General features: G+C 73.6%; 25 protein-coding genes. 12 read left to right on the top strand and 13 right to left on the bottom strand.

From position 1 onward, the window contains the following. Positions 1-4 precede the first annotated feature (4 nt). The 3 genes from GGQ55_RS25205 to GGQ55_RS25195 all read right to left on the bottom strand — a co-directional run bounded on the left by GGQ55_RS25205 (position 5) and on the right by GGQ55_RS25195 (position 2,525). Positions 5-454, bottom strand: a complete 450-nt coding sequence (locus GGQ55_RS25205; protein ID WP_179721558.1) for a DUF1707 SHOCT-like domain-containing protein — start codon at positions 452-454, stop codon at positions 5-7. Positions 455-519: 65 nt separating this feature from the next. Beyond that, complete coding sequence (locus tag GGQ55_RS25200) at positions 520-1,374, bottom strand: HTD2 family dehydratase (protein ID WP_179721556.1); 855 nt, start codon at positions 1,372-1,374, stop codon at positions 520-522. After that, positions 1,371-2,525, bottom strand: a complete 1,155-nt coding sequence (locus GGQ55_RS25195; protein WP_179721554.1) for an acyl-CoA dehydrogenase family protein — start codon at positions 2,523-2,525, stop codon at positions 1,371-1,373. Before GGQ55_RS25195 ends, GGQ55_RS25200 begins: the two co-directional genes overlap by 4 nt. Before the next feature lie 21 nt (positions 2,526-2,546). Here GGQ55_RS25195 and GGQ55_RS25190 point away from each other — a divergent pair, with 21 nt between their 5' ends. Both GGQ55_RS25190 and GGQ55_RS25185 read left to right on the top strand, forming a co-directional pair. Continuing rightward, positions 2,547-3,275, top strand: coding sequence for a DUF72 domain-containing protein (locus tag GGQ55_RS25190; RefSeq protein ID WP_179721552.1), 729 nt, complete (start codon positions 2,547-2,549; stop codon positions 3,273-3,275). 13 nt (positions 3,276-3,288) lie between these two features. Continuing rightward, on the top strand, positions 3,289-4,413 hold the full coding sequence (locus GGQ55_RS25185; protein WP_179721550.1) for a winged helix DNA-binding domain-containing protein: 1,125 nt from the start codon (positions 3,289-3,291) through the stop codon (positions 4,411-4,413). Here the strand turns inward: GGQ55_RS25185 and GGQ55_RS25180 are convergent. Beyond that, positions 4,410-4,868: an SRPBCC family protein gene (locus tag GGQ55_RS25180; protein ID WP_179721548.1), complete on the bottom strand. Its 459-nt coding sequence runs from the start codon at positions 4,866-4,868 to the stop codon at positions 4,410-4,412. The two genes, GGQ55_RS25185 and GGQ55_RS25180, sit on opposite strands and share 4 nt — an antisense overlap. A 57-nt stretch (positions 4,869-4,925) precedes the next feature. On the opposite strand from GGQ55_RS25180, the gene GGQ55_RS25175 reads away from it, so the two are divergent. Then, positions 4,926-5,273: an amphi-Trp domain-containing protein gene (locus tag GGQ55_RS25175; RefSeq protein ID WP_179721547.1), complete on the top strand. Its 348-nt coding sequence runs from the start codon at positions 4,926-4,928 to the stop codon at positions 5,271-5,273. Between the two features lie 142 nt (positions 5,274-5,415). Here the strand turns inward: GGQ55_RS25175 and GGQ55_RS25170 are convergent, their stop codons facing one another. Further along, positions 5,416-5,901 carry a hypothetical protein gene (locus GGQ55_RS25170; RefSeq protein ID WP_179721546.1) on the bottom strand — a complete coding sequence of 162 codons (486 nt, stop codon included), beginning with the start codon at positions 5,899-5,901 and terminating at the stop codon, positions 5,416-5,418. 657 nt (positions 5,902-6,558) lie between these two features. Beyond that, positions 6,559-7,767, bottom strand: coding sequence for a glycoside hydrolase family 3 protein (locus GGQ55_RS25165; protein WP_179721545.1), 1,209 nt, complete (start codon positions 7,765-7,767; stop codon positions 6,559-6,561). Between the two features lie 37 nt (positions 7,768-7,804). Here GGQ55_RS25165 and GGQ55_RS25160 point away from each other — a divergent pair, with 37 nt between their 5' ends. After that, a complete protein-coding gene (locus GGQ55_RS25160) occupies positions 7,805-8,215 on the top strand; it encodes a rhodanese-like domain-containing protein (RefSeq protein ID WP_179721544.1) in 411 nt (136 codons plus the stop codon). Positions 8,216-8,238: 23 nt separating this feature from the next. Further along, entirely contained in the window at positions 8,239-8,649 is a 411-nt protein-coding gene (locus GGQ55_RS25155) for a hypothetical protein (RefSeq protein WP_179721543.1), read from the top strand. A 3-nt stretch (positions 8,650-8,652) separates the two neighbouring features. On the opposite strand, the gene GGQ55_RS25150 is transcribed toward GGQ55_RS25155, so the two are convergent. Beyond that, on the bottom strand, positions 8,653-9,474 hold the full coding sequence (locus GGQ55_RS25150; protein ID WP_179721542.1) for an IclR family transcriptional regulator domain-containing protein: 822 nt from the start codon (positions 9,472-9,474) through the stop codon (positions 8,653-8,655). Between the two features lie 11 nt (positions 9,475-9,485). Next, positions 9,486-10,973 carry an amidohydrolase family protein gene (locus GGQ55_RS25145; protein ID WP_179721541.1) on the bottom strand — a complete coding sequence of 496 codons (1,488 nt, stop codon included), beginning with the start codon at positions 10,971-10,973 and terminating at the stop codon, positions 9,486-9,488. A 234-nt stretch (positions 10,974-11,207) separates the two neighbouring features. On the opposite strand from GGQ55_RS25145, the gene GGQ55_RS25140 reads away from it, so the two are divergent. The 4 genes from GGQ55_RS25140 to GGQ55_RS25125 are packed head-to-tail and all read left to right on the top strand — an operon-like array spanning position 11,208 to position 15,032. Next, entirely contained in the window at positions 11,208-12,386 is a 1,179-nt protein-coding gene (locus GGQ55_RS25140) for a CaiB/BaiF CoA transferase family protein (protein ID WP_179721540.1), read from the top strand. Further along, positions 12,379-13,188, top strand: a complete 810-nt coding sequence (locus GGQ55_RS25135; protein WP_179721538.1) for a citryl-CoA lyase — start codon at positions 12,379-12,381, stop codon at positions 13,186-13,188. Before GGQ55_RS25140 ends, GGQ55_RS25135 begins: the two co-directional genes overlap by 8 nt. Positions 13,189-13,190: 2 nt before the next feature. Beyond that, a complete protein-coding gene (locus GGQ55_RS25130; RefSeq protein WP_179721536.1) occupies positions 13,191-14,162 on the top strand; it encodes a quinone oxidoreductase family protein in 972 nt (323 codons plus the stop codon). Between the two features lie 9 nt (positions 14,163-14,171). Beyond that, positions 14,172-15,032 carry a dioxygenase family protein gene (locus tag GGQ55_RS25125; protein WP_179721534.1) on the top strand — a complete coding sequence of 287 codons (861 nt, stop codon included), beginning with the start codon at positions 14,172-14,174 and terminating at the stop codon, positions 15,030-15,032. 21 nt (positions 15,033-15,053) lie between these two features. Here GGQ55_RS25125 and GGQ55_RS25120 read toward each other — a convergent pair whose 3' ends face one another. Further along, positions 15,054-15,350: a hypothetical protein gene (locus tag GGQ55_RS25120; RefSeq protein ID WP_179721532.1), complete on the bottom strand. Its 297-nt coding sequence runs from the start codon at positions 15,348-15,350 to the stop codon at positions 15,054-15,056. Positions 15,351-15,502: 152 nt separating this feature from the next. Between GGQ55_RS25120 and GGQ55_RS25115 the strand changes: the two genes are divergently transcribed. Further along, the gene (locus GGQ55_RS25115; protein ID WP_179721530.1) at positions 15,503-16,120 is read left to right on the top strand and encodes a YceI family protein; all 618 of its coding nucleotides are present in this window, start codon (positions 15,503-15,505) and stop codon (positions 16,118-16,120) included. Positions 16,121-16,205: 85 nt separating this feature from the next. Next, positions 16,206-17,090, top strand: coding sequence for an FRG domain-containing protein (locus GGQ55_RS25110; protein ID WP_179721528.1), 885 nt, complete (start codon positions 16,206-16,208; stop codon positions 17,088-17,090). On the opposite strand, the gene GGQ55_RS25105 is transcribed toward GGQ55_RS25110, so the two are convergent. From GGQ55_RS25105 to GGQ55_RS25095, 3 genes are read right to left on the bottom strand one after another with little or no spacing between them, the layout of a single operon-like run. Continuing rightward, a complete protein-coding gene (locus GGQ55_RS25105) occupies positions 17,074-18,369 on the bottom strand; it encodes a phosphotransferase family protein (protein ID WP_179721526.1) in 1,296 nt (431 codons plus the stop codon). The two genes, GGQ55_RS25110 and GGQ55_RS25105, sit on opposite strands and share 17 nt — an antisense overlap. Beyond that, complete coding sequence (locus GGQ55_RS25100; protein ID WP_179721524.1) at positions 18,366-19,622, bottom strand: acyl-CoA dehydrogenase family protein; 1,257 nt, start codon at positions 19,620-19,622, stop codon at positions 18,366-18,368. Before GGQ55_RS25100 ends, GGQ55_RS25105 begins: the two co-directional genes overlap by 4 nt. Positions 19,623-19,650: 28 nt before the next feature. Continuing rightward, positions 19,651-20,847 (bottom strand): acetyl-CoA C-acyltransferase, encoded by a 1,197-nt coding sequence (locus GGQ55_RS25095; protein ID WP_246323866.1) that lies wholly within the window; start codon positions 20,845-20,847, stop codon positions 19,651-19,653. A 133-nt stretch (positions 20,848-20,980) separates the two neighbouring features. Here GGQ55_RS25095 and GGQ55_RS25090 point away from each other — a divergent pair, with 133 nt between their 5' ends. Continuing rightward, positions 20,981-21,742, top strand: coding sequence for a 3-hydroxyacyl-CoA dehydrogenase (locus GGQ55_RS25090; RefSeq protein WP_179721522.1), 762 nt, complete (start codon positions 20,981-20,983; stop codon positions 21,740-21,742). A gap of 59 nt (positions 21,743-21,801) precedes the next feature. Here GGQ55_RS25090 and GGQ55_RS25085 read toward each other — a convergent pair whose 3' ends face one another. Then, complete coding sequence (locus GGQ55_RS25085) at positions 21,802-23,358, bottom strand: class I adenylate-forming enzyme family protein (protein ID WP_179721520.1); 1,557 nt, start codon at positions 23,356-23,358, stop codon at positions 21,802-21,804. Positions 23,359-23,496 lie beyond the last annotated feature (138 nt).

Below are 23,496 nucleotides of genomic sequence, written 5' to 3'. Positions count from 1 at the left end.
CCGGTCAGTCGTGCCAGTGGTGGTAGTAGCCAGGGCCGTAGCCGTAGTCCCCGCTGCCGGCGATCGCGGCGGCGACGACCGCGGCCACCAGCAGCAGGGCGACCAGGACGCCGACGACCAGCACCACGCGGCGGCGCCGGCGGCGGGCGGCCGACCACGACGGTGCGCCCAGGAGCGAGGTGCGCGCCTGCAGCGACGCGCTGGAGGCCACCGCCCGCCAGCCGGGTGCCTCCGGGGCCGGGTCGGGCAGGTCGTGGGTGAGCGGGTGGAGCTCGTCGACGTACCGGGCGGCGTAGGCGGTGGCGGTCCGCTCGTGGCCCTCCTCGACGGTGAGCAGCCCGAGACCGACGGCCCCGTGCAGCTGGTGCACGACCGCCTCGCGCTGGGCGTCGGAGGCGCGTAGCCGGCGGGGTGCGTCGGCCGGCGGCGCCTCGGGCTCGGTCGGTGCGGTCATCGCGGCGACTCCCTTCGCTGGGACCTGACGGTGGTCCCAGCGTGCGCCGGGCTGATGTGCGAGGGCTATGAGTTGGCGTTCGGGCCCCAGCGGATCCGGCCGGTGACCGCCGCGGGCGCGCCCGGGTTGCCGGCAGACAGGCGCGCGCCGTCGTCGTCCGGGACGCCGTCGGCGACCACCGGCCGGCCGGCGAAGCAGGGCCGCCGCAGCCGGTACTCGAAGCCGGCGACGGCGCGATCGGGGGCGGACCGGCGGGGCAGCTCGAGCAGCAGCAGCGCGAGCAGCGGGCCGTGCACGACCAGGCCGGGGTAGCCCTCGACGGCCGTGACGTACTGCTGGTCGTAGTGGATCCGGTGGGTGTTGTAGGTCAGCGCGCTGAACCGGAACAGCATGCGGGCGTCGGGGTCCAGCTGCAGCCGCCAGTCGCCTCCCGTTTCGGGCTGGTCCGCGGCTTCCGCTGTCGTCGTCCTCGGGGAGCCGGCGGGCTGGCTGCGGTAGACGACGTCCTGCTCCTCGACGACGGCGAGCTCGCCGTCGCACTCGAACCGGTGCCGCACGGTCACGAACACCATCTCGCCGGAGCGCCCGCTGGTCGGCCGGACGGCGGCCACCCGGGAGCGCCGGACGACGTCGGAGCCGATCCGCAGCGGGGCGGAGAACTGGGCCCGGCCGCCGGCGATCATGCGGCGCCGGTCGGGGATCGGCGGCAGGAAGTGCCCGTCGGCCGGGTGCCCGTCCTCGGCGAGCGCCGACTGGGCCGGCGCCTCGAGGAAGGAGAACCAGTGCCACAGCGGCGGCAGCTCCTCGGGCGCGGGGGAGTCGAGCAGGGCGGCGAAGGCGGCGACCGGCCAAGGGGCGATCCGGTCGGTGCGCTCGACCGGCGCCGGGTGCCAGTCGGCGACCGCGTCCGCGAGGGTCACCGCAGGCCCCCGCGCTGGATCAGCTGCCGGGTGATGACGTCGCGCTGGATCTCGTTGGTGCCCTCGCCGACGATCATCAGCGGGGCGTCGCGGAAGTAGCGCTCGACGTCGAACTCGGTGGAGTACCCGTAGCCACCGTGGATGCGGACGGCGTCCAGCGCGATCGACATCGCCGTCTCGGAGGCGAACAGCTTGGCCATGCCGGCCTCGAGGTCGCTGCGCCGGCCGCTCTCGAGGGTCTCCGCCGCGTGCAGCACGAGCTGCTTGGCCGCCGTCAGCCGGGTGGCCATGTCGGCGAGGTAGGTGCCGATCGCCTGGTGCTGCCAGATCGGCTTGCCGAAGCTCTCCCGCTCCTGGGCGTAGCGGAACGCGTCGTCGAAGGCGGCCTGGCCGACGCCGACGGCGCGGGCGGCGACCTGCAGCCGGCCGGTCTCCAGGCCCTTCATCATCTGCGCGAAGCCCTTGCCTTCCACCCCGCCGAGCAGCGCGTCGGCCGGTGCCCGGTAGCCGTCGAAGGCCAGCTCGCAGCTCTCCACCCCCTTGTAGCCGAGCTTGGGCAGGTCGCGGGAGACGGTCAGCCCGGGGCCGTGCTCGACCAGCAGGATGCTGATCCCGGTGTGCGGCGGATCGGCGGCCGGGTCGGTCTTGCACAGCAGCGCGATCAGCTGCGAGCGGCGGGAGTTGGTGATCCAGGTCTTCGCGCCGTCGACGACGTAGCCGCCGTCCTGTCGCCGGGCGACGGTCGTCATCGCCTGCAGGTCGGAGCCGCCGCCGGGCTCGGTGAGCGCCATCGTCGCCCGCACCTCGCCGGTGGCCATCCGGGGCAGGTAGCGGTCCTTCTGCTCGTCGGTGCCGAAGGCCAGCAGCAACTTGGCGACGACGGTGTGCCCGCCCATCGCGCCGGCCAGCGACATCCACCCGCGCGCGAGCTCGGCGGTGACCAGGGCGTAGCAGGGCATCGACACCGGCGCCTCGCCCCACGGCTCGGGGATGGCCAGGCCGAAGACGCCGAGTTCCTTCATCCGGTCGATGAGCCGCTCCGGGTATTCGTTCGCGTGCTCCAGCTCGCGGGCGACCGGGCGCACCTCGTCGTCCACGAAGCGGCGCACGGTGGACAGGACCAGCTCTTCTTCGGGCGAGAGCGTCGGCATGGGGTCAGACTGCCGTACGGCATGGGCATCTGGATCGGGACGTCGGGCTGGAGCTACGACCACTGGGACGGCGTGCTCTACCCGCCGGGGACGCCGCCGCGCGAGCGGCTGGCGCACTACGTGCGGCGGTTCGACACCGTCGAGCTCAACGCCTCGTTCTACCGGTGGCCGAGGACGGCGACGTTCGCCTCGTGGCGCCGCCGGCTGCCACCTGGCTTCCAGCTGTCGGTGAAGGCGCCGCGCGGGCTGACCCACGCGAAGCGGCTGTACGCGCCGGAGCCGTGGGTCCCGCGGTTCCGCGAGTGCTGGCACGAGCTGGGCGACAAGCGGGCGGTGTTCCTCGTGCAGCTGCACCCGGCGCACGAGCGCGACGACGCCCGGCTCGACTACTTCCTCGCCGCGCTGCCGGACTGGATGCGGGTCGCCGTCGAGTTCCGGCACCCCTCATGGCACGACGAGGGCGTGTACGCGCTGCTGGAGCGGCACGGCGCCGCCTACGTGGTGATGAGCGGGGCCAAGCTGCCCTGCGTGCTGCGGGCGACCGCGCCGTTCGTGTACGTGCGGATGCACGGGCCGGACGCCGAGCACCTGTACGCCGGTTCGTACCCCGACGACGACCTGCGCTGGTGGGCTGCTCGGGTGCGGGAGTGGGCGGGGCAGGGGCGCGACGTGTTCGTGTACTTCAACAACGACGGGTTCGGGCACGCGGTCCGCAACGCGGAGACGCTGCGGTCCTTCGCGACCTCGTGACACGCTGCGTCGCGTGGCCCTGACGCACCGGCAGCTGAACCGGACGACGCTGCAGCGGCAGCTGCTGCTGGACCGCGAGCAGCTCGGGGTCGTGGACGCCGTCCGCCGGGTGGTCGCGCTGCAGGCGCAGGAGCCCGCGTCGCCGTACCTGGCGCTGTGGAACCGGGTGCGCGGGTTCTCCCCGGCCGACCTGGACGCCGCGTTCGCCGACGGCCGGGTGGCCAGGGGGCAGCTGCTGCGGGTCACGCTGCACGTCGTGGCCGCGCAGGACTGGCCGGCGTTCCACACCGCGATGCGGTATCCCCTGCGGGCGGCCCGGCTGGGGGACCGGCGGTTCACCTCGACCGGTCTGACGATCGCCGACGCCGACGCGCTGGTGCCGGGGCTAATGGAGTTCGCGTCCTCGCCGCGGACGGCGGCCGAGATGGAGGAGCACCTGGCGGCGCGGATCGACGGGGCGCCGTCCCGAGGGGTGTGGTGGGCGCTGCGGACCTTCTCGCCGCTGTGGCACCACCCGGCGGGGGAACCGTGGGCGTTCGGGCAGCGACCGCTGTACCGGGCCGCGGAGCCCTACGACGAGGACCCGCTGGAGTCGCTGATGACGTTGATCCGGCGCTACCTGGCCGCGTTCGGGCCGGCGTCGGCAGCGGACTTCACCCGGTTCACGATCCTGCCGCGGGCGAAGACGGCGGAGGCCTTCGGCAAGCTGGCCGGCGAGCTGGTCGAGGTCGAAGGCCCCGACGGCCGGCCGCTGCTGGACCTGCCGGACGCGCCGCTGGCGGACGAGGACGTGTCGGCGCCGCCGCGGCTGCTCGGCATGTGGGACAACGTGCTGCTGGGCTGGGTGGATCGCAGCCGGGTGATCCCGCCGGAGTTCCGCACGCTGGTGATGCGCAGCAACGGCGACGTCCTGCCGACGCTGCTGGTCGACGGGTACGTCGCCGGTGTCTGGCGGCCGGTGGACGGCGGGATCGAGGCGACCGCGTTCTCCCCGCTGTCCGAGCAGGCGTGGGACGGGCTCGCCGCCGAGGCCGCCGCGCTGGCATCGCTGCTCGCCGACCGCGACCCGGCGGTGTACCGCCGGTACGCGCACTGGTGGCAGACCCTGCCGCCCGCCGCCGAGGTGCGGGTGCTCTAGACCCTCTCGACGAGGGCGGCGAGGCGGGCGAGCGACTCGCTCCAGCCGAGCTCGTTGTCCTCCGCCCGGACGCCGTCGGGCAGACCGTCGTGCACCGCGACGAGCTCGGTGCCGCCGTCGGCGGCGTCGGAGAGCGTGACGGTGATGGTCATGGGGCCGGTCAGCGCCGGGTCGTCGGTCTCGAACTCGTCGACCTCGACGACCTTCTGGTCCGGCACCAGCTCGGCGAAGTAGCCGGAGTAGGTGTCGGTGTGCGCGGTGGACTTGCCGACGCCTTCCCCGGAGTAGGTGAGGGAGACGCGCAGCCGGCCGCCCTCGCGGGCGTCCCACTCGTGCACCTCGCTGGTCATGCCGGGCGGCACCTTCCAGTAGACGACCGCGACCGGGTCGAGCAGCGCCCGGTACACGTCGGACCGGGGCGCGGTGAGGTGCCGCGTGTGTCTCGTCGTCGCCATGGCAGGTCATCCTCCCTGCAGGGTGTCCGTTCCGGACGTTCCCGCCACGCTGGTCTCATGTCGGGTCTGAAGGTGGAGCAGAAGCAGTCGCTCAGCCGGGCGGAGGCGGCGAAGCTCGTGGCGGACCTCGCCGAGGGGCTGAAAGGGGACGGCGAGGTCACGCTGAAGCTGGGCGGCGGCACGGTGGAGCTCACGGTCGGGTCGCAGGTCCGCTGCGAGCTGGAGGTCGAGGCCGACGGCGAGAAGTTCGAGCTGGAGCTCGAGCTGAAGTGGTCGTCGTCCGACGGCGCCTCCGATCAGAAGGACGAGGACGAGGCCTCGGGGGAGGAGTCCGCCGACGCCGCCCAGCGGGTGCCCCCGCAGAACCGCCGCAGTCCGCAGGAGCGCCGTCCCGCCCAGAAGTGACCGGCGTCGACGAGGAGGCATGCCGAGTCGGCGACATGTCGACATGCCTCCTCGTCGCCATGACCACGGCCGAGATCAGATCGGTGGCGGGTCCGGGGTCGGGGTGGTGAGGGTGGTGGCGCTGGCACCCGACCAGCAACTCTCAGCCCGGTGCGCGCCGTTGGGCGACTCGGCGAGCTCGCGAATGGAGCAGGAAGGCCAGGCCGGCCACGGCCAACGCGGCGGCCCCACCCAGGATCGGGAGCAGGGGCAGGGCCGATCGTTCGGCCGGCCGAATCGCTGCGCGATCGGTCTGCGGGGCGCCGACGAGGAAGTCGACGTCCCGGTCGCCGGTCAGGGGTCCGGACAGCGTCAGGGTGTGCCGGCCTTGTTCGGCCGAGGCGGGAATCGTGACATCGGCGACCACCACACCAGCGGCGTCAGCGGTGAAGCTGCCGAGCGTCACGGGGGTCGAGTGCATGACCAGCCGGACCACCTCGCCCGGCTGGAAGCCGGCATAGCTGAGGGCCAGGCGTTGTCGGGGAACCACACCCTCCTGGCCGGTGAGCTGTGCGCAGTCGCGGCAACCGGCAGCCGGGGTGAAGGACACCGTCGGCGCAGCGGGCGGCTCGGCGGCGGTGGTGGGCACGCTGGGTTCCGTCGGGGCAGGTGCGGTCGTCCGGGGCACGGAAGACGAAGACGCAGGGTTCGACGCCGGCGGCCGGGCGACGGGCGGAACGGTGGACTGCGTGGCGGGCGGGACCACGCGTGGCGAAGGTGTCGACGGCGCGGCGGGTGTTCCGAGGACCGTCCAGGGCGCCCGTGCGTACGTCCAGTTCCCCTCATGGGCCATGCACGTCGCCTCCACCTCATAGCTGGCGGGCGGCATGGTCCCTGCGTTCATGGTCACCGACCACGAGCCGTCGTCATTTGCGTATGTATCTCCCAGGACTCCCCATCCGCTGCCGACGGAGATCTTCCCCGCGATGACGGAGACGAATGGAGTGTTCCAAGGGTCGGAAGGGTTGGTGCATCCGGTGCCCGAAACGGTGAAGGATTCGCCAGGCCAGACTGCGGACTTCGACACCGTGATGGGAAGCTTTGCCGCAGCGACAGGTGCGAGGACGACGGTCATTGCAGACACGCCGAGCACGAGTCCGATCGCGGTGACGGCGCGGTGGACGAAACCGCGTGGCATGCCAGAGCTCCCCGAGTCGCGTGGCACGTCTATCTGACGGCCGTCTACGAGCCGAATCTTGCACACGATCCGACACGCGCGGTGAGGACACACCGAGCCTGACGCCTCTCAGGCGGGTGGCAGCAGGCCTGCGCGGGCCTTGGCGACCAGCGCCGTCCGGACGGCGGCGTCCACCTGCTTCGCGAACGCAGGGTCGGCGGCGTCGCGGGCGAGGACGGCGTCCTCCATCTCCTGCAGCGGCGCCGCGATGACGGTCAGCACCAGCGTCCCGCCGGCGGCGAGGAAGCGCACCGCTCGCTCACCGGGCGGCACGGCCGCAACCGCCTTCGCCGTCCCCACGTCGTCGGTGATGACCGGACCCCGGAAGCCGATGTCCCCGCGCAGCACGTCGGTGATGACGACAGGGGAGAAGACGGCGGGCGAGGACGGGTCGATGAGCTGGTAGGTCGCCGACGACACCATGACGAACGGGTGCGCCGCGTTGCGCGAGAGCACGCCGAACGCGGCCACCTGCGAGCCGTCGCGCGGGGTGGTGTGATCGACGACGTCGGCGGTCGTGTCGGTGTTGCCGCGCACCGAGCCCAGCCCCGGGAAGTGCTTGAGCGCCGCGGTCACGTCGTGCGCGCCGAGCCCGCGGACGACGGCGCCGGCCGCGGAGACGACCTCGGCGGCGGTGCTGCCGTACTGCCGGTCGAACGCCCCGATCGGCGCGTTCGAGGCCGCGGTGCCGGCCGGGACGATGTCGGCGACCGGCGCGAGGTCGAGGGTCACCCCGGCCTGGCCGAGCGAGGCGCCCATGCCGTCGGCGACCGCGGCGAGCTGGTCGGGCGGCAGCTGCCCCTGCACCAGCGCCGACGGCAGGTCGCCGAAGCCCGGCCCCTGGAGCGTCTGCACCTGGCCGCCCTCCTGGTCGGCCGCCACCCAGGGGCGCAGCCCGCCGGGGGCGGCCGAGGTCCAGCGGCCGGTGACGGCGGCGATGTCGCCGGGGGAGGCGGTGGACCGCCCGTGCAGGAACACCCCGCCCACCCCGTCGGCCACCAGGGCGTCACCGGCCGACAGCCCCGACAGCGGGACGCCGACGACGAACAGCTGCGCGATCTGCGCGCGCCGGTCGAGCGCGGCGAGCGCCGCGGTGACCTGCTGCTCCTGGTCCGGCGGCAACCCGTCCGGGTTCGCCGGAGCGGCCGAGGTGGGCGCCGCGGAGGAGGAGCTAGAGGGAGACGACGATGACGGGCTCGCCGCGTCCTTGCCGGAGGAGCAGCTCACCAGTGCCAGTGCCACGAGCAGCACGCCCGCCGTCCGTCGTCCGCTCCCCACCCGGCCATCCTGGCGGACTGCTGTCAGGGTGAGGGGCATGACGCTGGACGAGTTGCTCGCGGCGAGTCGGGCCGGTGTCCGGCGGCTGGGACCGCACGAGCTGGTCGAGGCCGCCGCCCGGGGCGCGCTCGTCGTCGACACCCGCACCGACGTCCAGCGTCGCCGGCAGGGCGAGCTGCCCCGCGACCTGCTGCCCGGCGTCGTCGTGATCGACCGCACCGTCCTCGAGTGGCGGCTGGACCCGCTCGGCGAGCACCACGTCCCCGAGGCGAAGGCGGACGACCTCGAGGTGGTCGTCGTCTGCCGCCAGGGCTACAGCTCCAGCCTGGCGGCCGCGTCGCTGCGCGCGATCGGGCTGCCGCGGGCGACCGATCTCGAGGGCGGCGTCGAGGCCTGGCTGGCCGCCGGCCTGCCGACCGACGACGGACCGGCCGACGTCCGCGAGTGACCCCGACCCGTTACCGTCGCGGCATGCCCGAGCAGGAACGCCCGGCGGGGGACGGCGCCACCGAGGGCCGCGATCCCGGCCTCGTGACCCGGTCCATCGAGGAGTTCGTCAGCCAGCTGCGCTCGTTCACCGACCGCGCCCGCGGCCTGGCCGCCGGCGCCGTCCCGTCGCTGCCCTCGCTGCCGAGCCCGCCCGGGGCGATGTCCGCCGCGCAGCTCAAGGCGATCGCCGACTCGGTGAAGGCCCAGCGGGCCTCGCTGCAGGCCATGGTCGTGCAGTTCCAGGCGTTCGACGAGCAGCTGGCCGTGTTCGAGCGGATCCTCGAGCCGCTCGTGGAGTGGAGCTCCACCTGGGCCCGGCTGGAGGAGGGCGTCGCGTCGCTGGTCCGCCGCGACAACTCCGGCAACGACCGCCGTCCCTCCGGCGAGGCGTGACAGTCAGCCGGTGGCGGCGCCCGGGCGCGGGACCTCGACGTGCGGGCGGCTCTGCCACAGCGCCCACTCGGCGCTGACGTCGCCCGCCGTGCGCAGCAGGCGCGGCAGGTGCTCGGCGAGCAGGCAGTCGACCGACGTCTCGGCCGCGTGCACGGTCACGTTCATCGCCGCGCGGACGACGCCCTCCCGGTTCCGCACCGGCACGGCCACCGAGCGCACGCCAGGAGCCAGCTCCTCGTCGGCCAGCGCCCACCCGCGGGCGCGCACCTCGGTCAGCTCGGCCTGCAGCTGCTCGCCGGAACGGCCGATGTAGGGCGGCAGCCCGGCCCGGCTGGGCTCGGCCAGCACGGCCTCCAGCTCGTCCGCGCCCAACGCGGCGAGCAGCACCTTGCCCTGCGAGGTCTGCTGCGCCGGGAACCGCGTGCCGATCTCCACGCGCAGCGCGATCAGCTTCGGCACCGACACCCGCGCGACGTAGACGATGTCCGACCCGTCCAGCTGCGCCATCGACGACGACTCGCCGGTCTCGGCGACCAGCCGCTCCATGTGCGGCCGGGCGATGTCCCACAGCCCGAGCGCGCTGACGTAGGCCATGCCGAGCGAGAGCACCTTCGGCGTCAGCACGAACCCCGCACCGGTGGCCCGCACGAAGCCGAGCTCCTCGAGGGTGAGCAGCAACCGCCGCGCGGTCGGCCGGGCCAGCCCCGCGGCGGTCGCCACCTCCGACAGCGACATCGTGCGGTGGCCGGCGTCGAAGCAGGCCAGGACGTCGAGGCCGCGCGCCAGCGCCTCCACGAAGTCCGGACCTGCTCCGCGCCCTGCCATGGTGAGCTCCTTCAGCGTCCGAGGACGCGGTCCTCGCCGCCGGCCCGCTTCGACTCGTCCTTGAAGTCGGTGTACTGGTACGGGTTCTCGAGGATCGACTGCTCGGCGGCCGGCATCTCGGGGAACATCCCGGCCTGCCAGACCTCCTCGCCGCACTCGCCGCGGATGTAGTCGATCGTGTTCTCGATCTCCGCGCGCACCGGCGCGAGGTCGATGCCGACGAGCTTCCCGTCGTGCTTCACGACCCGGCCGTTGACGACGACGGTGTGCACGTCGCCGCGCTGGGCCTGGAAGACGACGTGCCCCAGGGGGTTGAGCAGCGGGAACGACACGGGGGAGTTGTCGTTCTTGATCAGGACGACGTCGGCCTTCTTGCCGGCCTCGAGGCTGCCCAGGTCGCTGTCGCGGCCGATGGTGTGCGCGCCGCCGCGGGTGCACCACTCGAGGACCGTCTTCGCCCGCAGCCGCAGCTGGGTGATCGTCTCGCCCTTGAGGTGCGCGTCCATGTGCTCGGCCATGCGGTCGGCGTTCAGCGTCGCCCGCATCGCGGAGAACATGTCGCCGCTCCACCACACGCTGGTGTCCATCGACAGCGACACCGGGATGCCGTACTGCAGCACCTGCTCGGTCGGGGCGTGCCCCTGCCCGGCGCTGCACTCGGACTCGGTGGCCACCGAGATCGAGCCGCCGGTCGCCGCGATCCGCTGATAGGAGTCGCGGGTCAGCGTCGAGGCGTGCACGTACGTCGTCTCCGGCGTCATGAAGCCGCCGTCGTACATCTGCTGGATGCCGGTGTCGCTGGTGGCGCCCCAGACGCCGGCGTGCGTGGTCACCGGGATGCCGAGCTCGCGGGCCACCTCGAACGCCGCCTTCTCCGGGAACGCCGGGTCGCCGGTGACGTCGAAGGCCATCTGGACGCCCATCATGTCGTCCTTGCCGTCACGCAGGCGCTCGAGCAGCGAGCGGACCGCCGGGTCGGCGCTCCACTCCCAGGGGCCGGCCTGGATGTTGCCGTAGGCCATGACGAAGCGACCGGGCACCGAGCGCAGCGCCTCGACGGCCGCCTCGCCGTGGTCGATCGTCTGCAGGTTGTGCGACCAGTCGACCGTCGTCGTCACGCCGGCGTCGAGCGACTCGATGGCCGCCAGCCGGTTGCCCGCAGCGATGTCCTGCGGGCGGAACTTCTTGCCGTGCTCGAGGTAGTACCAGACGAAGTACTGGGTGAGGGTCCAGTCGGCGCCGTAGCCGCGCATCGCCGTCTGCCACATGTGCCGGTGGGTGTCGATCATGCCCGGCATGACGATGCCGTCCGCGGCGTCGATCTCCTGGGTGCCCTCGGGCACCTCGAGGTTCGGTCCGACGGCCTCGATGCGGTCGCCGACGACGAGGACGTCGGCCTCGTTCAGCACGGTGCAGGCGTCGTCCATGGTCAGGACGGTGCCGCCGCGGAACACCAGGGGCCGGCCGGCCTCCGGCGCCGCGTTCACGGACGAGCTCATTGCTGGGCCTCCTCGACGTCGTCGTCTCGAATCGGACGGCTGTCCGCAGAACGGTCAGTCGTCTCGGCGGCCACTCTCTTGTGAGCGGGAGCACATGTCAAGGGCTGGTGGGGGCAGAATGCGAGGTGAACCGAGCGTCGGACGAGACGCGCTTGACACGTCGGCGGCCCCGCTCCGAGACTGCGGACGGACGCGGACAGTTGTCCGCACAGCGGGCACGAGTGAAGGGGTGCGATGACCGACCCGACCCCCGGCACCGGCCCCCTCGCCGGCCTGCTGGTCGCCGACTTCTCGCGCATCCTGGCCGGGCCGTACGCGACGATGCTGCTGGCCGACCTCGGGGCCGAGGTGGTCAAGGTCGAGGGTCCGGGCGGTGACGACACCCGCACCTGGCAGCCGCCGGTCCGGTCGGTCGCCGGCGGAGAGCCGACGGCCACCTACTACCTCGGCGTCAACCGCAACAAGCGGTCGGTCGCGCTCGACCTCAAGGACGACGGGGACCGCGGGCTGGCGCAGGAGCTGGCCCGCCGCGCCGACGTCCTCGTCGAGAACTTCAAGCCCGGCGGGCTGGCCCGCTTCGGCCTGGACTACGAGACGGTCTCGGCCACCAACCCCGGCCTGGTCTACGCCTCGATCAGCGGTTTCGGCAGCGGCCCGGGCGGGCGCTCGCTGCCCGGCTACGACCTCATCGTGCAGGCCATCTCCGGCCTGATGAGCCTCACCGGCGCCCCGGACGGCGAGCCGTACCGCGCCGGCGTCGCCGTCTTCGACGTGATGGCCGGCCTGCACGCCACCATCGGCGTCCTCTCGGCGCTCAACCGCCGGCACGAGACCGGCCGCGGGCAGCACGTGGAGGTCAACCTGCTCGCCTCGGCGATGTCCGGGCTGGTGAACCAGACCAGCGCGTTCGTGGCGGGCGGCGTCGTCCCGTTCCGGATGGGCAACAGCCACCCGAGCCTGTTCCCGTACGAGCCGCTGCCCTGCGCCGACGGCGAGCTCATCGTCACCGCCGGCAACGACGGGCAGTTCCGCAAGCTCTGCGAGGTGCTCGGCCTGCCGGAGCTGCCCGACGACCCACGGTTCGGCCGCAACGAGGACCGCACCGCCAACCGCGACGAGCTGCGACCGTTGCTGGTCGAGCGGTTGAAGACCCGTTCCAAGATGGACTGGTTCCGGGAGATCATCGCTGCCGGCGTGCCCTGCGGGCCGATCAACACGATCGACCAAGGCGTCGCCTTCGCCGAGGAGGTGGGCTTGGACCCGGTCGTGCTCGTGGGGGAGGGGGACGCCGCCGTCCCGTCGGTGCGCAACCCGATCCGGTTCTCCGAGACCCCGCCGGGCTACCGGCTGCCGCCGCCGTCGCTGGACGAGCACGGCGACGAGATCCGGACGTGGCTGGCCGGCGATGGCTGACGAGTACCCGACCGCGCTGGGCGCCTCGAGCCTGCACGACATCACGCTGCTCGGGCAGAGCCTGGCCGACGACGTCATGGGCAGCGTCGGCTTCGGCGAGCTGGCCTTCTGGCTGGCCACCCAGCGCCGTCCCGCGCCGGGCGAGACGCGGGTCTTCGAGGCGGTGCTCGCCGCGCTGGCCGACCACGGCTTCACGCCGACCGCGATCGTCACCCGGCTGACCTACCTGGGGGCGCCGGACTCCGTGCAGGGCGCGCTCGCCGCCGGCCTGCTCGGCGGCGGCTCGCGCTTCCTCGGCGTCACCGAGGACTGCGGCCGCTTCATCCACGATGTCCTCAGCCACGTGGACGGGCCGCTTCCGACCGACGAGCCAGCATGGGACGCGCTGGCGCTGGAGACCGTCCGCGCCCAGCGTGAGGCCCGCCGGTTCGTCCCCGGGCTCGGGCACCACGTGCACAAGGACGGCGACCCGCGCACCCCGCGGCTGTTCGCGATCGCGGAGGAGGAGGGGCTGTACGGCCCGCACCTGTCGCTGTTCGCCGCGATCGGCCGCGTGCACCCCCAGGTGCTGGGGAGGAGCCTGCCGCTCAACGGGGCCGGCGTCTGCGGCGCCGCGCTCGCCGACCTCGGGCTGCCGCTGGAGCTGCTGCGCGGCTTCGCCCTGCTCGCGCGCACCGCCGGGCTGATCGGCCAGCTCGCCGAGGAGCTGCGCCACCCGGTCGCCAACGAGATCTTCCTGTCGGTGGACCTGAACAACCGCTCGGTGCCCCCCGACCCGTACGTCCCCGGCGGAGAGGGGTAGCGATGCGCGCGGCCGTCGTCCGCACCCTCGGGCAGCCGCCCGAGCCCGGTGAGCACCCCGACCCCACCCCCGCCCAGGGGCAGGCGGTCGTCACCGTGACCGCCGCCCCGGTCGTGCCGCTGGACCTGCTCTGCGCGAGCGGCACCTCCTACTTCGGGCGGCCGCCGGTGCCCTACGTCCCCGGCGTCCAGGGCGTCGGGCGGGTCGAGCAGTCCGCGGTGCACGCGGTGGGGACGCGGGTGTTCGTCGCGACGCAGGCCGGCATGGCGCCGGGCGACGGCAGCATGGCCGAGCGCTGCCTGGTCCGCGACGCCGACGTCATCCCGCTGCCACCGGACGTCCCCGACGAGATCGCCGCCGCGGTCGGCCTCTCCGGCGTCGCCGCCTGGATGGCGCTGACCTGGCGGGCGCAGCTCGAGCCGGGCGAGCGGGTGCTCGTGCTGGGCGGGGGCGGAGGGGTCGGGCAGGCCGCGATCGGTGCGGCGAAGGCGCTCGGCGCCTGCCGGGTGGTCGCCGTGTGCCGCAACGCCGCCGCGGAGCAGCGGGCCACCGCCGCCGGTGCCGACGAGGTCGTGCGGCTGACCGCCGACGTCGACGAGCTCGCCCAGCGGATCACCAAGGCGTTCGACGGCAGCGTGGACGTCGTCGTCGACCCGGTCTTCGGGCCGGCCGCCACCGCCGCCGTCCGGGTGCTCGCCCCGTGCGGCCGGCTGGTCAACATCGGCGGCGCGATGCGCGACGACGCCGGGTTCTCCTCGGCAGTGCTGCGCGCGAAGACGGCCAGCATCCTCGGCTACACCAACAACGGCATCACCATCGAGCAGCGCCGCGAGGCGCTGACCGCCGTCACCACCCACGCCGCGGCCGGCCGGCTCACCGTCGCCGCCGAGACGCTCCCGCTCACCGACGTCGGCGAGGCCTGGCGACGCCAGGCCACCGGCGACGCCGGCGTCCGTTTCGTGTTGATCCCCTAGGAGGTTCCCGTGCAGCTCGTGACCGAGGAGAACATCACCGACCTGGCCGTCGAGCGCTGGGCGACCGCGCACGACCCGCGGACCGCGGAGCTCATGACCGCGCTCGTGCGGCACCTGCACGCCTTCGCGCGCGAGGTGCGGCTCACCGAGGCCGAGTGGATGGCCGCGATCCAGTGGCTCAACCGCACCGGGCAGATCAGCAACGAGAAGCGGGAGGAGTTCATCCTCACCTCCGACGTGCTCGGCCTGTCGATGCTCGTCGTCCAGATGAACCACCAGCTCGACCCGCGGGCGACCCCTGCCACCGTCCTGGGCCCGTTCCACATCGAGGGCTCGCCGGAGCTGAAGTACGGCGACGACATGTCCCAGGGCCTGCCCGGCGAGCCGCTGTACCTGCACGGCGTGGTCAAGGACCTCGACGGCAACCCGGTGCCCGACGCCGTCCTCGACATCTGGCAGGCCGACAACGAGGGCCTCTACGAGTCGCAGCACGCCGACGTCGACGAGGCGCGGCTGCGCGGCAAGTACACGACCCGCGAGGACGGCAGCTACTGCGTGCGCACGGTCGCGCCGCTGGGCTACACGATCCCCGTCGACGGCCCGGTCGGCGAGCTCATCACGAAGACTGACATCAGCCACTTCCGGCCGGCGCACGTGCACTTCCTGCTCAACGTGCCGGGCTACGAGCCGCTGATCACCCACCTGTTCCAGGAGGGCGCCGACTACCTCGACAGCGACGTCGTCTTCGGCGTCAAGGAGGAACTGGTCGTGCACTACGAGCGGCGCGAGCCCGGTGAGACGCCGGACGGCGGCACCATCGACCAGCCGTGGTTCGAGGCGCGGTACGACTTCGTGCTCCAGCCGCGCTGAGCCCCGTGGCGGTCGCCGGGCTCAGGCCCGGTGGCCGCCGTGGTACAGGCGGCGGGACAGCGAGCGCTGCCACGTGTCGATGGCCACGCCGGTCGGCCGGGTCGGCGGGCCCTCGACCGGTTCCGGTTCGAGCACTGCGGGCTCGGGGGCCGGGAGCGGGTCGGCGTCCCGGAGCCGGCGGCGCAGCTCGACGAGGTCGTCGAGCAGGCCCGCGACCTGACGCTTGAGCCCCGACAGCTCGCGGCCCTGCCAGTACAGGCACCACAGCGTGACGAGGAAGAGGACGACGAGGAGCACGAGGCGCGTGGTGCTGGTCATCGGGTGAGGGTCTCCGGCTCGGGGCCCCCGCGTGCCGGTCTCGATGGTGCGGCACCCGTCGGGATCGCGCCTCTCGGAGCCCCCGCGCGCCGGTCGCGACCCGTCGGGGACGATGGGGCGGCGGGGGGACGACCAGGGGGAGGCTGCCAGGCGTGGGCAAGCACCGGGCGCCGGAGGGCGAGACCACGGAGTTCGAGGCCGCGACCAGCGCGGTCGCCGATGTCACCGGCGACTACGCCGTCGACGTCGCGCACACGCGGATCGGGATCCGTGCGCGGCATGCGATGGTGACCACGGTCAGGGGCTCCTTCTCCGATTTCGAGGGCGCGGCGCACCTCGACACCGCGAACCCGGCGGCGAGCTCGGTCGCGCTGCGGATCCGGACGGCGAGCATCGACACCGGCACGCCGGACCGCGACGTGCACCTGCGCTCGCCCGATTTCCTCGACGTCGAGCGCTACCCCGAGCTGACCTTCGGGTCGACGCGGGTCGAGGAGATCGACGACGCGCTGTACCGGGTGACCGGCGACCTGACGATCAAGGACGTCAGCCGCCCCGTCTCGGTCGACTTCGCGCTGACCGGCTCGGCCCGTGACCCGTGGGGCAACCTGCGGGTCGGCTTCGAGGGCGCGCTGGCGATCAAGCGCAGCGAGTGGGGGCTGACCTGGAACACCCCGCTCGACACCGGCGGCGTGCTGGTCAGCGACCGCATCCAGATCGAGTTCGACGTCTCCGCGATCCGCGTCGACCCGGCGGCCGGCCAGGGCTGAGCGCCGGGAACTGTCGCACCCCGCGGGCAGAGTGCGGGCCGTGTCAGCACAGCCCGACCCACGGTGGACCCGCAGCGGCTGGGGCATGAGCGTCACGTCCCAGGACCAGGCGTTCCGCGCGATCACCAGGATCGTGACCCTGGCCGCCGGCCGGCGGTACGTGTGGCACGGGTGCGGTGACAGTGCGACCCGGATCCGCTCCTCGCTCCTGCGCGACCTGATCATCGACGAGGCCGAACCGCTGCCGACCGAGCTGGAGCTGCGGCGGCACGAGACGGCGATCCTGCGCGAGGCCCGGGAATGGGGTCTCGGGGTCGGCGCCTCCGACCTCGCCCTGCTCGCCGAGCTGCACCAGTCCGGCGTGCCGACCCGCCTGCTCGACGTCACGGACAACCCGGTGACGGCGTTGTGGTTCGCCTGCGAGCGGGACGACGAGGCCGGCGTCCTGTTCGCCTTCGACGTCACCGAGTCCCCGACCTACGGCACGGCCGAACCGTCTGCCGCGCCCGAGTGGTCGCTGCGCCACGCGCTGGCGGTCTCGGCGAAGACCGGTGCCCCGTTCCTGGTGCGCCCGGCGCGGCGCAGCGAGCGGATGCAGGCGCAGGAGGGGCTGTTCCTCTCCGGCGCCGTCCCGGTCGGGGCGGCACCGGCCGGTGCCGACGGACTGCCGCTGCCGTTCTCCGATCCACCGGGCAAGGAGCGGCTGGCGAACCTGTTCTCCCCGGCCGAGCGCGCGGCCGGCCGCCCCACCCGGTTGCCGTTCTGCGCGATCGTGATCCCGGGCCGGATGAAGAAGAAGCTGCGGGACCACCTGGTCGCGCTGCACCGTCGCCGCAGCACCGTCTACCCCGACGCCGCCGGGTTCCGCGACGCCCTCCGCGACGGCGAGGTCGCGCTGCACCCGCTGCCCGAGGCGGTCTCGGCCTACGACGACGTGGACGCGGTCGGCGACCTCAGGCCGGCGCGGTGAGGTGACGCGGGTTGGCCACCAGCACCCGGTCGCGCACGCCCTCCCGCACCGCGTCGACGACGTCGTCCCACCGGTCGTCGAGGCTGCCGTCGGCGATCGCCCGGGCGAGCGCGACGTCGTCGGCGCAGCCCAGCCGGTCCAGGCGCGTCCGGTTCCGCTCGCGGGCAGCCGGCCCGAGCACCAGCTCCCGGCGCACCGTGGCCAGCACGTTGCCGGCGACCCGCGCGTGGAAGCCCACCCGGTTCCCGCCGGGCTGCACGTCGGCGGCGAGGAACGCGGCGACCGCCTCGAGCAGCTCGGTCGCCGTCGGCCGGCCGTAGAGGTCGACGCCGTCGTCCGCGGGCTCGGGCGGGACGGAGCTCTCCGGCGCGGCCAGGTCGAGGGCGAGCAGCACGTCGAACTCCTGCTCGCACGCGCGCCGGCCGATCGCGGCCAGCTCGACCGACGGCTCGGCCCCCGACAGGTGCCGCTCGGCCATCAGGCCGGTCATGAGTCCCCACCGGACGGTGGCGTAGAGCTCCCACCAGTGCAGTTGCGCCGCCGACGGCCGCCACCCGGCGACCGCCGCGTAGCCGTCGAGCAGCTCGTCGCGGGAACCCAGGCCGCCGGCCGGGTGCGGCGAGCCGAACCGCCAGACCTTGGCGCACAGCCAGCCGAGGTCCTCCACCGGGTCGCCGGTGTGCACGAGCTCCCAGTCCAGCACCGCCCGGACGCCGTCGGTGCCGAGCATCAGGTTGCCCATCCGGAAGTCACCGTGCACCAGGCACTCGCCGGAGCGCTCGGGCTGCGTGCGGGCCAGCTCGCGCAGCCCCAGGGCCAGCCCGGGCGGCGGCACGCGCCCCCCGGCGAGGTAGTCCGCGTGCAACCCGGCCAGCGGATCCCCGACCGGGACGACGGAGGGCACCTCGCCGAGCGGCACGGTGTGCAGCCGCGCCAGCAGCGCGCCCAGCTCGCGCGCCCGGCCGGGGGCGGCCAGCGCGGGATCCCGGAGGATGCGGCGGGGAATCGTCTCGCCGTCCACCCGGCCCATGAGCAGGTAGGGGCGGCCGTCGAGCTCCCCGGTCCCGACCACCTCGGGGACCGGCACGCCGGCCCGCCCCGCCGCGGTCATCGCCTCCGCCTCGACGGCCAGGCCGACGCTGCCGGTGCCCGCCCCACCGCGCAGCACCAGCTCCCGGTCCCCTGCGCGCAACGCCCAGGTCTCCCGGTTGGCGCCGCCGGAGAGCCGGGTGAGGTCCTCGACCGGGACACCGAGCCGCGCGGTCAGGGCCTCGATCACTTCAGGTAGCCGAAGAGGGCCCCGGCCACCCGCCGCATCTGGATCTCCTCGGACCCCTCGGTGATCCGGTACCGCCGGTGGTGCCGGTAGATGTGCTCGAACGGCAGGTGCCGGCTGTAGCCCATGCCGCCGTGCACCTGCATGGCGCGGTCCGCCGCCTCGCAGACCAGCCGGTTGCCGCGGTAGTTGCACATCGACACCCGGTGCCCGATCGACACCGCCGGCTCCCCGCGGGCGGTCAGCTCGTCGAGCTCCACCGCCGTCTTGCGGATCAGCGTGCGCACCAGCTCGGCCTCGGTGGCCAGCTCCACCAGCGGGAACTGGATCGCCTGCCGCTCGGCCAGCGGCTTGCCGAACGTCACCCGCCGCTTGGCGTAGGCCACCGACTCGTCGATGCAGTACTGGGCCGCGCCGACGCCCGAGGCGGCCTGGCGGATCCGGTTCTCGTGCAGGAACGTCTGCGCGACCGCCAGGCCCTCGCCCTCCGCGCCGAGGATCGCCGAGTGGGGCACCCGGACGTCGGTGAGCGTCACCTCGCCGTGGTCGCTGGGCATGTTGAACGTCCACCAGAAGAACGGCACCTCGAACCCGGGGGAGTCGGTGGGCACGAGGAACGCGGTGATCCCGCGGGCGTGCCCCGGCTCGCCGGAGGTGCGGGCGAACACGAGGTCGTGCGTGGCCGAGTGCACCCCGGTGTTCCACCGCTTGCCGCCGTTGATCACCCAGTCGCCGTCCCGGCGGACCGCGGTCGTCTCCATCCAGGTGGCATCGCTGCCGTGGTCGGGCTCGGTGAGACCGAAGGCCAGCCCGCGCTCGCCGCGCAGCGACGGTTCGAGCAGCTCCTCCTTCTGCTCGGGCGTGCCGAACAGGTGCAGCAGGTGCGGGAACACCAGGTTGCCGACGACGCTGTGCTCGTTCTGCAGGTCGTTGTGCAGGCCCAGACCACGGTGCGCCAGGTGCTCGCGGATGACCGCCATGTCCAGGTTCGAGCCGTCGCGGCCGCCGAGCTCCGCCGGGAGGCTGTAGCGGAGGAACCCGGCGGCGTCGGCGCGGCGGCGGACCTCGGCGAGGAGCTCCTCCCACTCCCGCCGCGGCACGCCGCCGCCCTCGACGTCCGTGCGCGCGAACTCCCGGCGGTGGTCGAAGAACCGCTGGTTGTCGTCCTGCTCCTGCAGCGGCGCGATCTCCGCGTCGATGAACGCGTCGAGCTCGCCGAGCAGGGTGGTCAGGGCCGGGGGCAGGGAGAAGTCCACGCTGACTCCACGGTGTCCGAGAGGGGGCCTACAGCCGCTCGACGATCGTCGCGTTGGCCAGGCCGCCACCCTCGCACATCGTCTGCAGCCCGTACCGCCCTCCGGTCTGCTCCAGGTGGTTGACCAGCGTGGTCAGCAGCCGGGTGCCGCTGGCGCCCAGGGCGTGCCCCAGGGCGATGGCCCCGCCCCGCGGGTTGAGCTTCTCCGGGTCGGCGTTGAGCTCCTGCGCCCAGGCCAGCGGCACCGGCGCGAACGCCTCGTTGACCTCGTAGGCGTCGATGTCGTCGATGGACAGCCCGGCCGTGGCGAGCACCTTCTTCGTCGCGGGGATCGGGCCGGTGAGCATGAGCAGGGGGTCGTCACCGACGACGGCGAAGGAGTGGAACCGCGCCCGCGGGCGCAGCCCGAACCGCTGCACCGCCGCCTCGCTCATGATCAGCGTCGCCGAGGCGCCGTCGGTCAGCGGCGAGGAGTTGCCCGGCGTGATCGACCAGCCGATCTCCGGGAACCGCTCGGCCATCGCGTCGGTGCGGAACGAGGCCTTGAGCCCGGCCAGCCCCTCGGCGGTGGTGGCCGCCCGGACGGTCTCGTCGGTGGTGTGCGCGCCGCCGTCGGGCAGCGACACCGCCAGGATCTCGTTGTCGAAGCCGCCGGCCGCGGCGGTGGCCGCGGCCCGCTGGTGCGAGCGCGCCGAGTACTCGTCGAGCTGCTCCCGGTCGAGCTTCCAGCGCGCGGCGATCAGCTCGGCGGAGACGCCCTGGTTGACCAGGCCGTCGGGGTAGCGGGCGGCCATGCCCGGGCCGAAGGGGTCCTTGCCGCCGGTCGAGGTGCCCATCGGCACCCTGCTCATCGACTCCACGCCGCAGGCGACGACGACGTCGTAGACGCCGGCGAGCACGCCCTGCGCGGCGAAGTGGGCCGCCTGCTGGCTCGAGCCGCACTGCCGGTCGATGGTGGTCGCCGGCACCGACTCGGGGAACCCGGCGGACAGGACGGCGCTGCGGCCGATGTTGACCGCCTGCTCGCCGGCCTGGCCGACGCAGCCGGTGATGACGTCGTCGATCACCGCGGGGTCGAGGTCGTTGCGCGCGACCAGGTCGCGCAGCACCCCGGCGAGCAGCTCGACGGGGTGCACGCCCGAGAGCGCACCGCCGGGCTTGCCCTTGCCGGAGGGGGTGCGCACGAGGTCGACGAGGTAGGCGTCCGCCATGGGGATCTCCAGCATCTCGGGGGAGGGGGCTATCGAGGGGCAGGCGGCTCGGTGCACGCGCCCGCCCCCGCAGCATGCCGTCGTTGACAGTTGACGTCAACGTCGACTAGGCAGGCGGCATCGAACTCGCGACGCTGGGAGGCACGACGTGCAGGTTGCAGGGATCACGGCGCTGGTGACGGGCGGGGCCTCCGGCCTGGGCCTGGCCACCGTCGAGCGGCTGGTGGGGGCGGGAGCGAGCGCGGTGATCGTCGACCTGCCCTCGTCGCAGGGGAAGGCGGTCGCCGAGCGGCTCGGCCCGGAGGTCGCCTTCGTGCCGGCCGACGTCACCGACGAGGACCAGGTCGCCGAGGCCGTGGCCATCGCCCAGGAGCTCGGCACCCTGCGCGCGGTGGTGAACTGCGCGGGGATCGGCAACGCCATCCGCACGGTGAGCAAGAAGGGCCCGTTCCCGCTCGCCGACTTCCGCCGGGTGGTCGAGGTCAACCTGATCGGCACCTTCAACGTCATCCGGCTCGGCGCCGAGGCCGTGTCGAAGACCGAGCCGGTCGACGGCGAGCGCGGCGTCGTGGTCAACACCGCCTCGGTGGCCGCCTTCGACGGCCAGATCGGGCAGGCGTCCTACTCGGCGTCCAAGGGCGGCATCGTCGGCATGACGCTGCCGATCGCCCGCGACCTGGCCTCGCTGCTCATCCGCGTGGTCACCATCGCGCCGGGGCTGTTCGACACCCCGCTGCTGGGCAGCGCGCCCGAGGAGGTGCGCGCCGCGCTGGGCGCGCAGGTCCCGCACCCGGCCCGGCTGGGCCAGCCGGCCGAGTACGCGGCGCTGGTGCAGCACATCGTGGAGAACCCGATGCTCAACGGCGAGGTCATCCGCCTCGACGGCGCGATCCGCATGGCGCCGCGCTGAGCGCTTCCCGGGACGGGGCGCCCGGCACCTGACGCGACGTCGGTGCCGGGCGTCCGCTCTCACGCGGGGGCGGGGGAGGAGAGCCGCTCGCGCAGCGTCCGCTTGAGGATCTTCCCGCTGGCGTTGAGCGGCATCGCGTCGACCACGGTCACCTCGACCGGCACCTTGAAGGCGGCCAGGTGGGCCCGGCAGTGCTCTCGCAGCACCTCCGGGTCCGGCGCCGGGCCGGCCGGGTCGCCGGTCACGAAGGCGACGACGACCTCACCCCAGTGGTCGTCGGGCCGGCCGACGACGGCGACCTGCGCGACCGAGGGGTGGTCGGCCAGGACCGTCTCGATCTCGACCGGGTAGATGTTCTCCCCGCCGCGGATGATCATGTCCTTGCTGCGGCCGGCCAGGTACAGGTAGCCCTCGTCGTCCATCCGGGCGAGGTCGCCGCCCCAGAACCAGCCGTCCCGGATCGCGCGGGCGGTCTCCTCGGGCATCTCCAGGTAGCCGGTCATCACCGGGTCCGAGCGGGTGATGATCTCCCCGACCTCGCCCCGGGGGACGTCGGCACCGGCCTCGTCGACCAGACGCAGCTCCACCCCGAAGGCCGGCTTCCCGATCGACCCCAGCAGGTGCGGGGCGCCGGCCAGCGCGCGGCGGTGGTCGGCCGAGCTCAGCACCGACTGCAGGCCGCCCTCGGTGGCCGCCCCGAAGGCGTTGATGAAGTCGCAGCCGAAGACGTCCAGCGCGCGGCGCAGCAGCGCCGGGGACATCGGGGCGCCGCCGTAGATGATCGAGCGCAGGTTCGCGTACGAGCCCGCGCCGATGTCGGGGTGCTCGAGCAGCGTGCTCACCATGGTCGGCACGAGGAAGGCGCCGGTCAGCCGCCCGCTCTGCATCCACCGCAGGACGGTGGAGGGTTCGAACTGCGGCAGCACCAGCGTCGGGAACCCCCGCCAGACGTGCATGAGGATCATGGCCTGCCCGGCGATGTGGAAGATCGGCGAGGCCGTGTAGCGGAACTCGTCCGGGACGATCTCGTAGTCGATCGACATGTTGACGACCAGCGACTTGACCATCCGCTGCGGCTGCAGCACGCCCTTGGGCAGGCCGGTGGTGCCGCTGGTGAACGCCAGGCCGAGCACGTCGTCGTCGGAGACCGGGACGTCCGGCTCGACGTCGGTGCCGGAGTCGACCAGCTCCTCGAAGGGGACGACGCCGGGCGCCGGCTCGCCGTCGAAGGCGCCGACGAGGCGGATGCTGCCCACCTGCGGCGCCAGCGCCCGGCAGACCTCCAGGTAGCGGCTGCTGGCGAACAGCGCGGTGGGTTCGGCGCGGCGCAGCAGCGTGAGCAGCTCGTCGGACTGCAGCCGGTTGTTCAGCGGCACGTAGGTCGCGCCGAGCTTCATGCAGGCCAGCAGCACCTCGACGTAGCCCCCGCTGTCGGTGGCCACCACCGCGACCCGGCCGCCCGTGCTCACCCCGGCCGTGGACAGCGCGTCGGCCAGCCGGTTGACGCGGCTGTTGGTCTCGGCGAACGTCTGGTGCGAGCCGTCGCCGAAGACGAAGCACGGCCGGTCGGGGTAGCGGTCGGCGGAGAGCGTGAGGAAGCTCCCGGCTCGGGTCATGGGTCGCACGGCGGCGCCTCCCGGGTCGCTCGGTGACGTCGGAGTCACATTTTCCTAGTGTCCACGGGGTGTGACGTCAACCACGCGGCGAGGGGTCCCGGCGATGTCGGACCGGATCGCCGGGTGTCGTTGACAGAG

Origin of the sequence: Petropleomorpha daqingensis (genome assembly GCF_013408985.1) — a bacterium.
Taxonomy (GTDB): Bacteria; Actinomycetota; Actinomycetes; order Mycobacteriales; family Geodermatophilaceae; genus Petropleomorpha; species Petropleomorpha daqingensis.
This window is presented reverse-complemented; position numbering and strand designations above follow the sequence as displayed.

Bases quoted from the DNA above. Each gene is read 5' to 3' on its own strand.
- GGQ55_RS25205 (WP_179721558.1), bottom strand. From the start codon at position 454: ATGACCGCACCGACCGAGCCCGAGGCGCCGCCGGCCGACGCACCCCGC.
- GGQ55_RS25195 (WP_179721554.1), bottom strand. From the start codon at position 2,525: ATGCCGACGCTCTCGCCCGAAGAAGAGCTGGTCCTGTCCACCGTGCGC.
- GGQ55_RS25190 (WP_179721552.1), top strand. From the start codon at position 2,547: ATGGGCATCTGGATCGGGACGTCGGGCTGGAGCTACGACCACTGGGAC.
- GGQ55_RS25180 (WP_179721548.1), bottom strand. From the start codon at position 4,868: ATGGCGACGACGAGACACACGCGGCACCTCACCGCGCCCCGGTCCGAC.
- GGQ55_RS25175 (WP_179721547.1), top strand. From the start codon at position 4,926: ATGTCGGGTCTGAAGGTGGAGCAGAAGCAGTCGCTCAGCCGGGCGGAG.
- GGQ55_RS25160 (WP_179721544.1), top strand. From the start codon at position 7,805: ATGACGCTGGACGAGTTGCTCGCGGCGAGTCGGGCCGGTGTCCGGCGG.
- GGQ55_RS25155 (WP_179721543.1), top strand. From the start codon at position 8,239: ATGCCCGAGCAGGAACGCCCGGCGGGGGACGGCGCCACCGAGGGCCGC.
- GGQ55_RS25150 (WP_179721542.1), bottom strand. From the start codon at position 9,474: ATGGCAGGGCGCGGAGCAGGTCCGGACTTCGTGGAGGCGCTGGCGCGC.
- GGQ55_RS25145 (WP_179721541.1), bottom strand. From the start codon at position 10,973: ATGAGCTCGTCCGTGAACGCGGCGCCGGAGGCCGGCCGGCCCCTGGTG.
- GGQ55_RS25140 (WP_179721540.1), top strand. From the start codon at position 11,208: ATGACCGACCCGACCCCCGGCACCGGCCCCCTCGCCGGCCTGCTGGTC.
- GGQ55_RS25135 (WP_179721538.1), top strand. From the start codon at position 12,379: ATGGCTGACGAGTACCCGACCGCGCTGGGCGCCTCGAGCCTGCACGAC.
- GGQ55_RS25130 (WP_179721536.1), top strand. From the start codon at position 13,191: ATGCGCGCGGCCGTCGTCCGCACCCTCGGGCAGCCGCCCGAGCCCGGT.
- GGQ55_RS25120 (WP_179721532.1), bottom strand. From the start codon at position 15,350: ATGACCAGCACCACGCGCCTCGTGCTCCTCGTCGTCCTCTTCCTCGTC.
- GGQ55_RS25110 (WP_179721528.1), top strand. From the start codon at position 16,206: ATGAGCGTCACGTCCCAGGACCAGGCGTTCCGCGCGATCACCAGGATC.
- GGQ55_RS25095 (WP_246323866.1), bottom strand. From the start codon at position 20,847: ATGCTGGAGATCCCCATGGCGGACGCCTACCTCGTCGACCTCGTGCGC.
- GGQ55_RS25085 (WP_179721520.1), bottom strand. From the start codon at position 23,358: ATGACCCGAGCCGGGAGCTTCCTCACGCTCTCCGCCGACCGCTACCCC.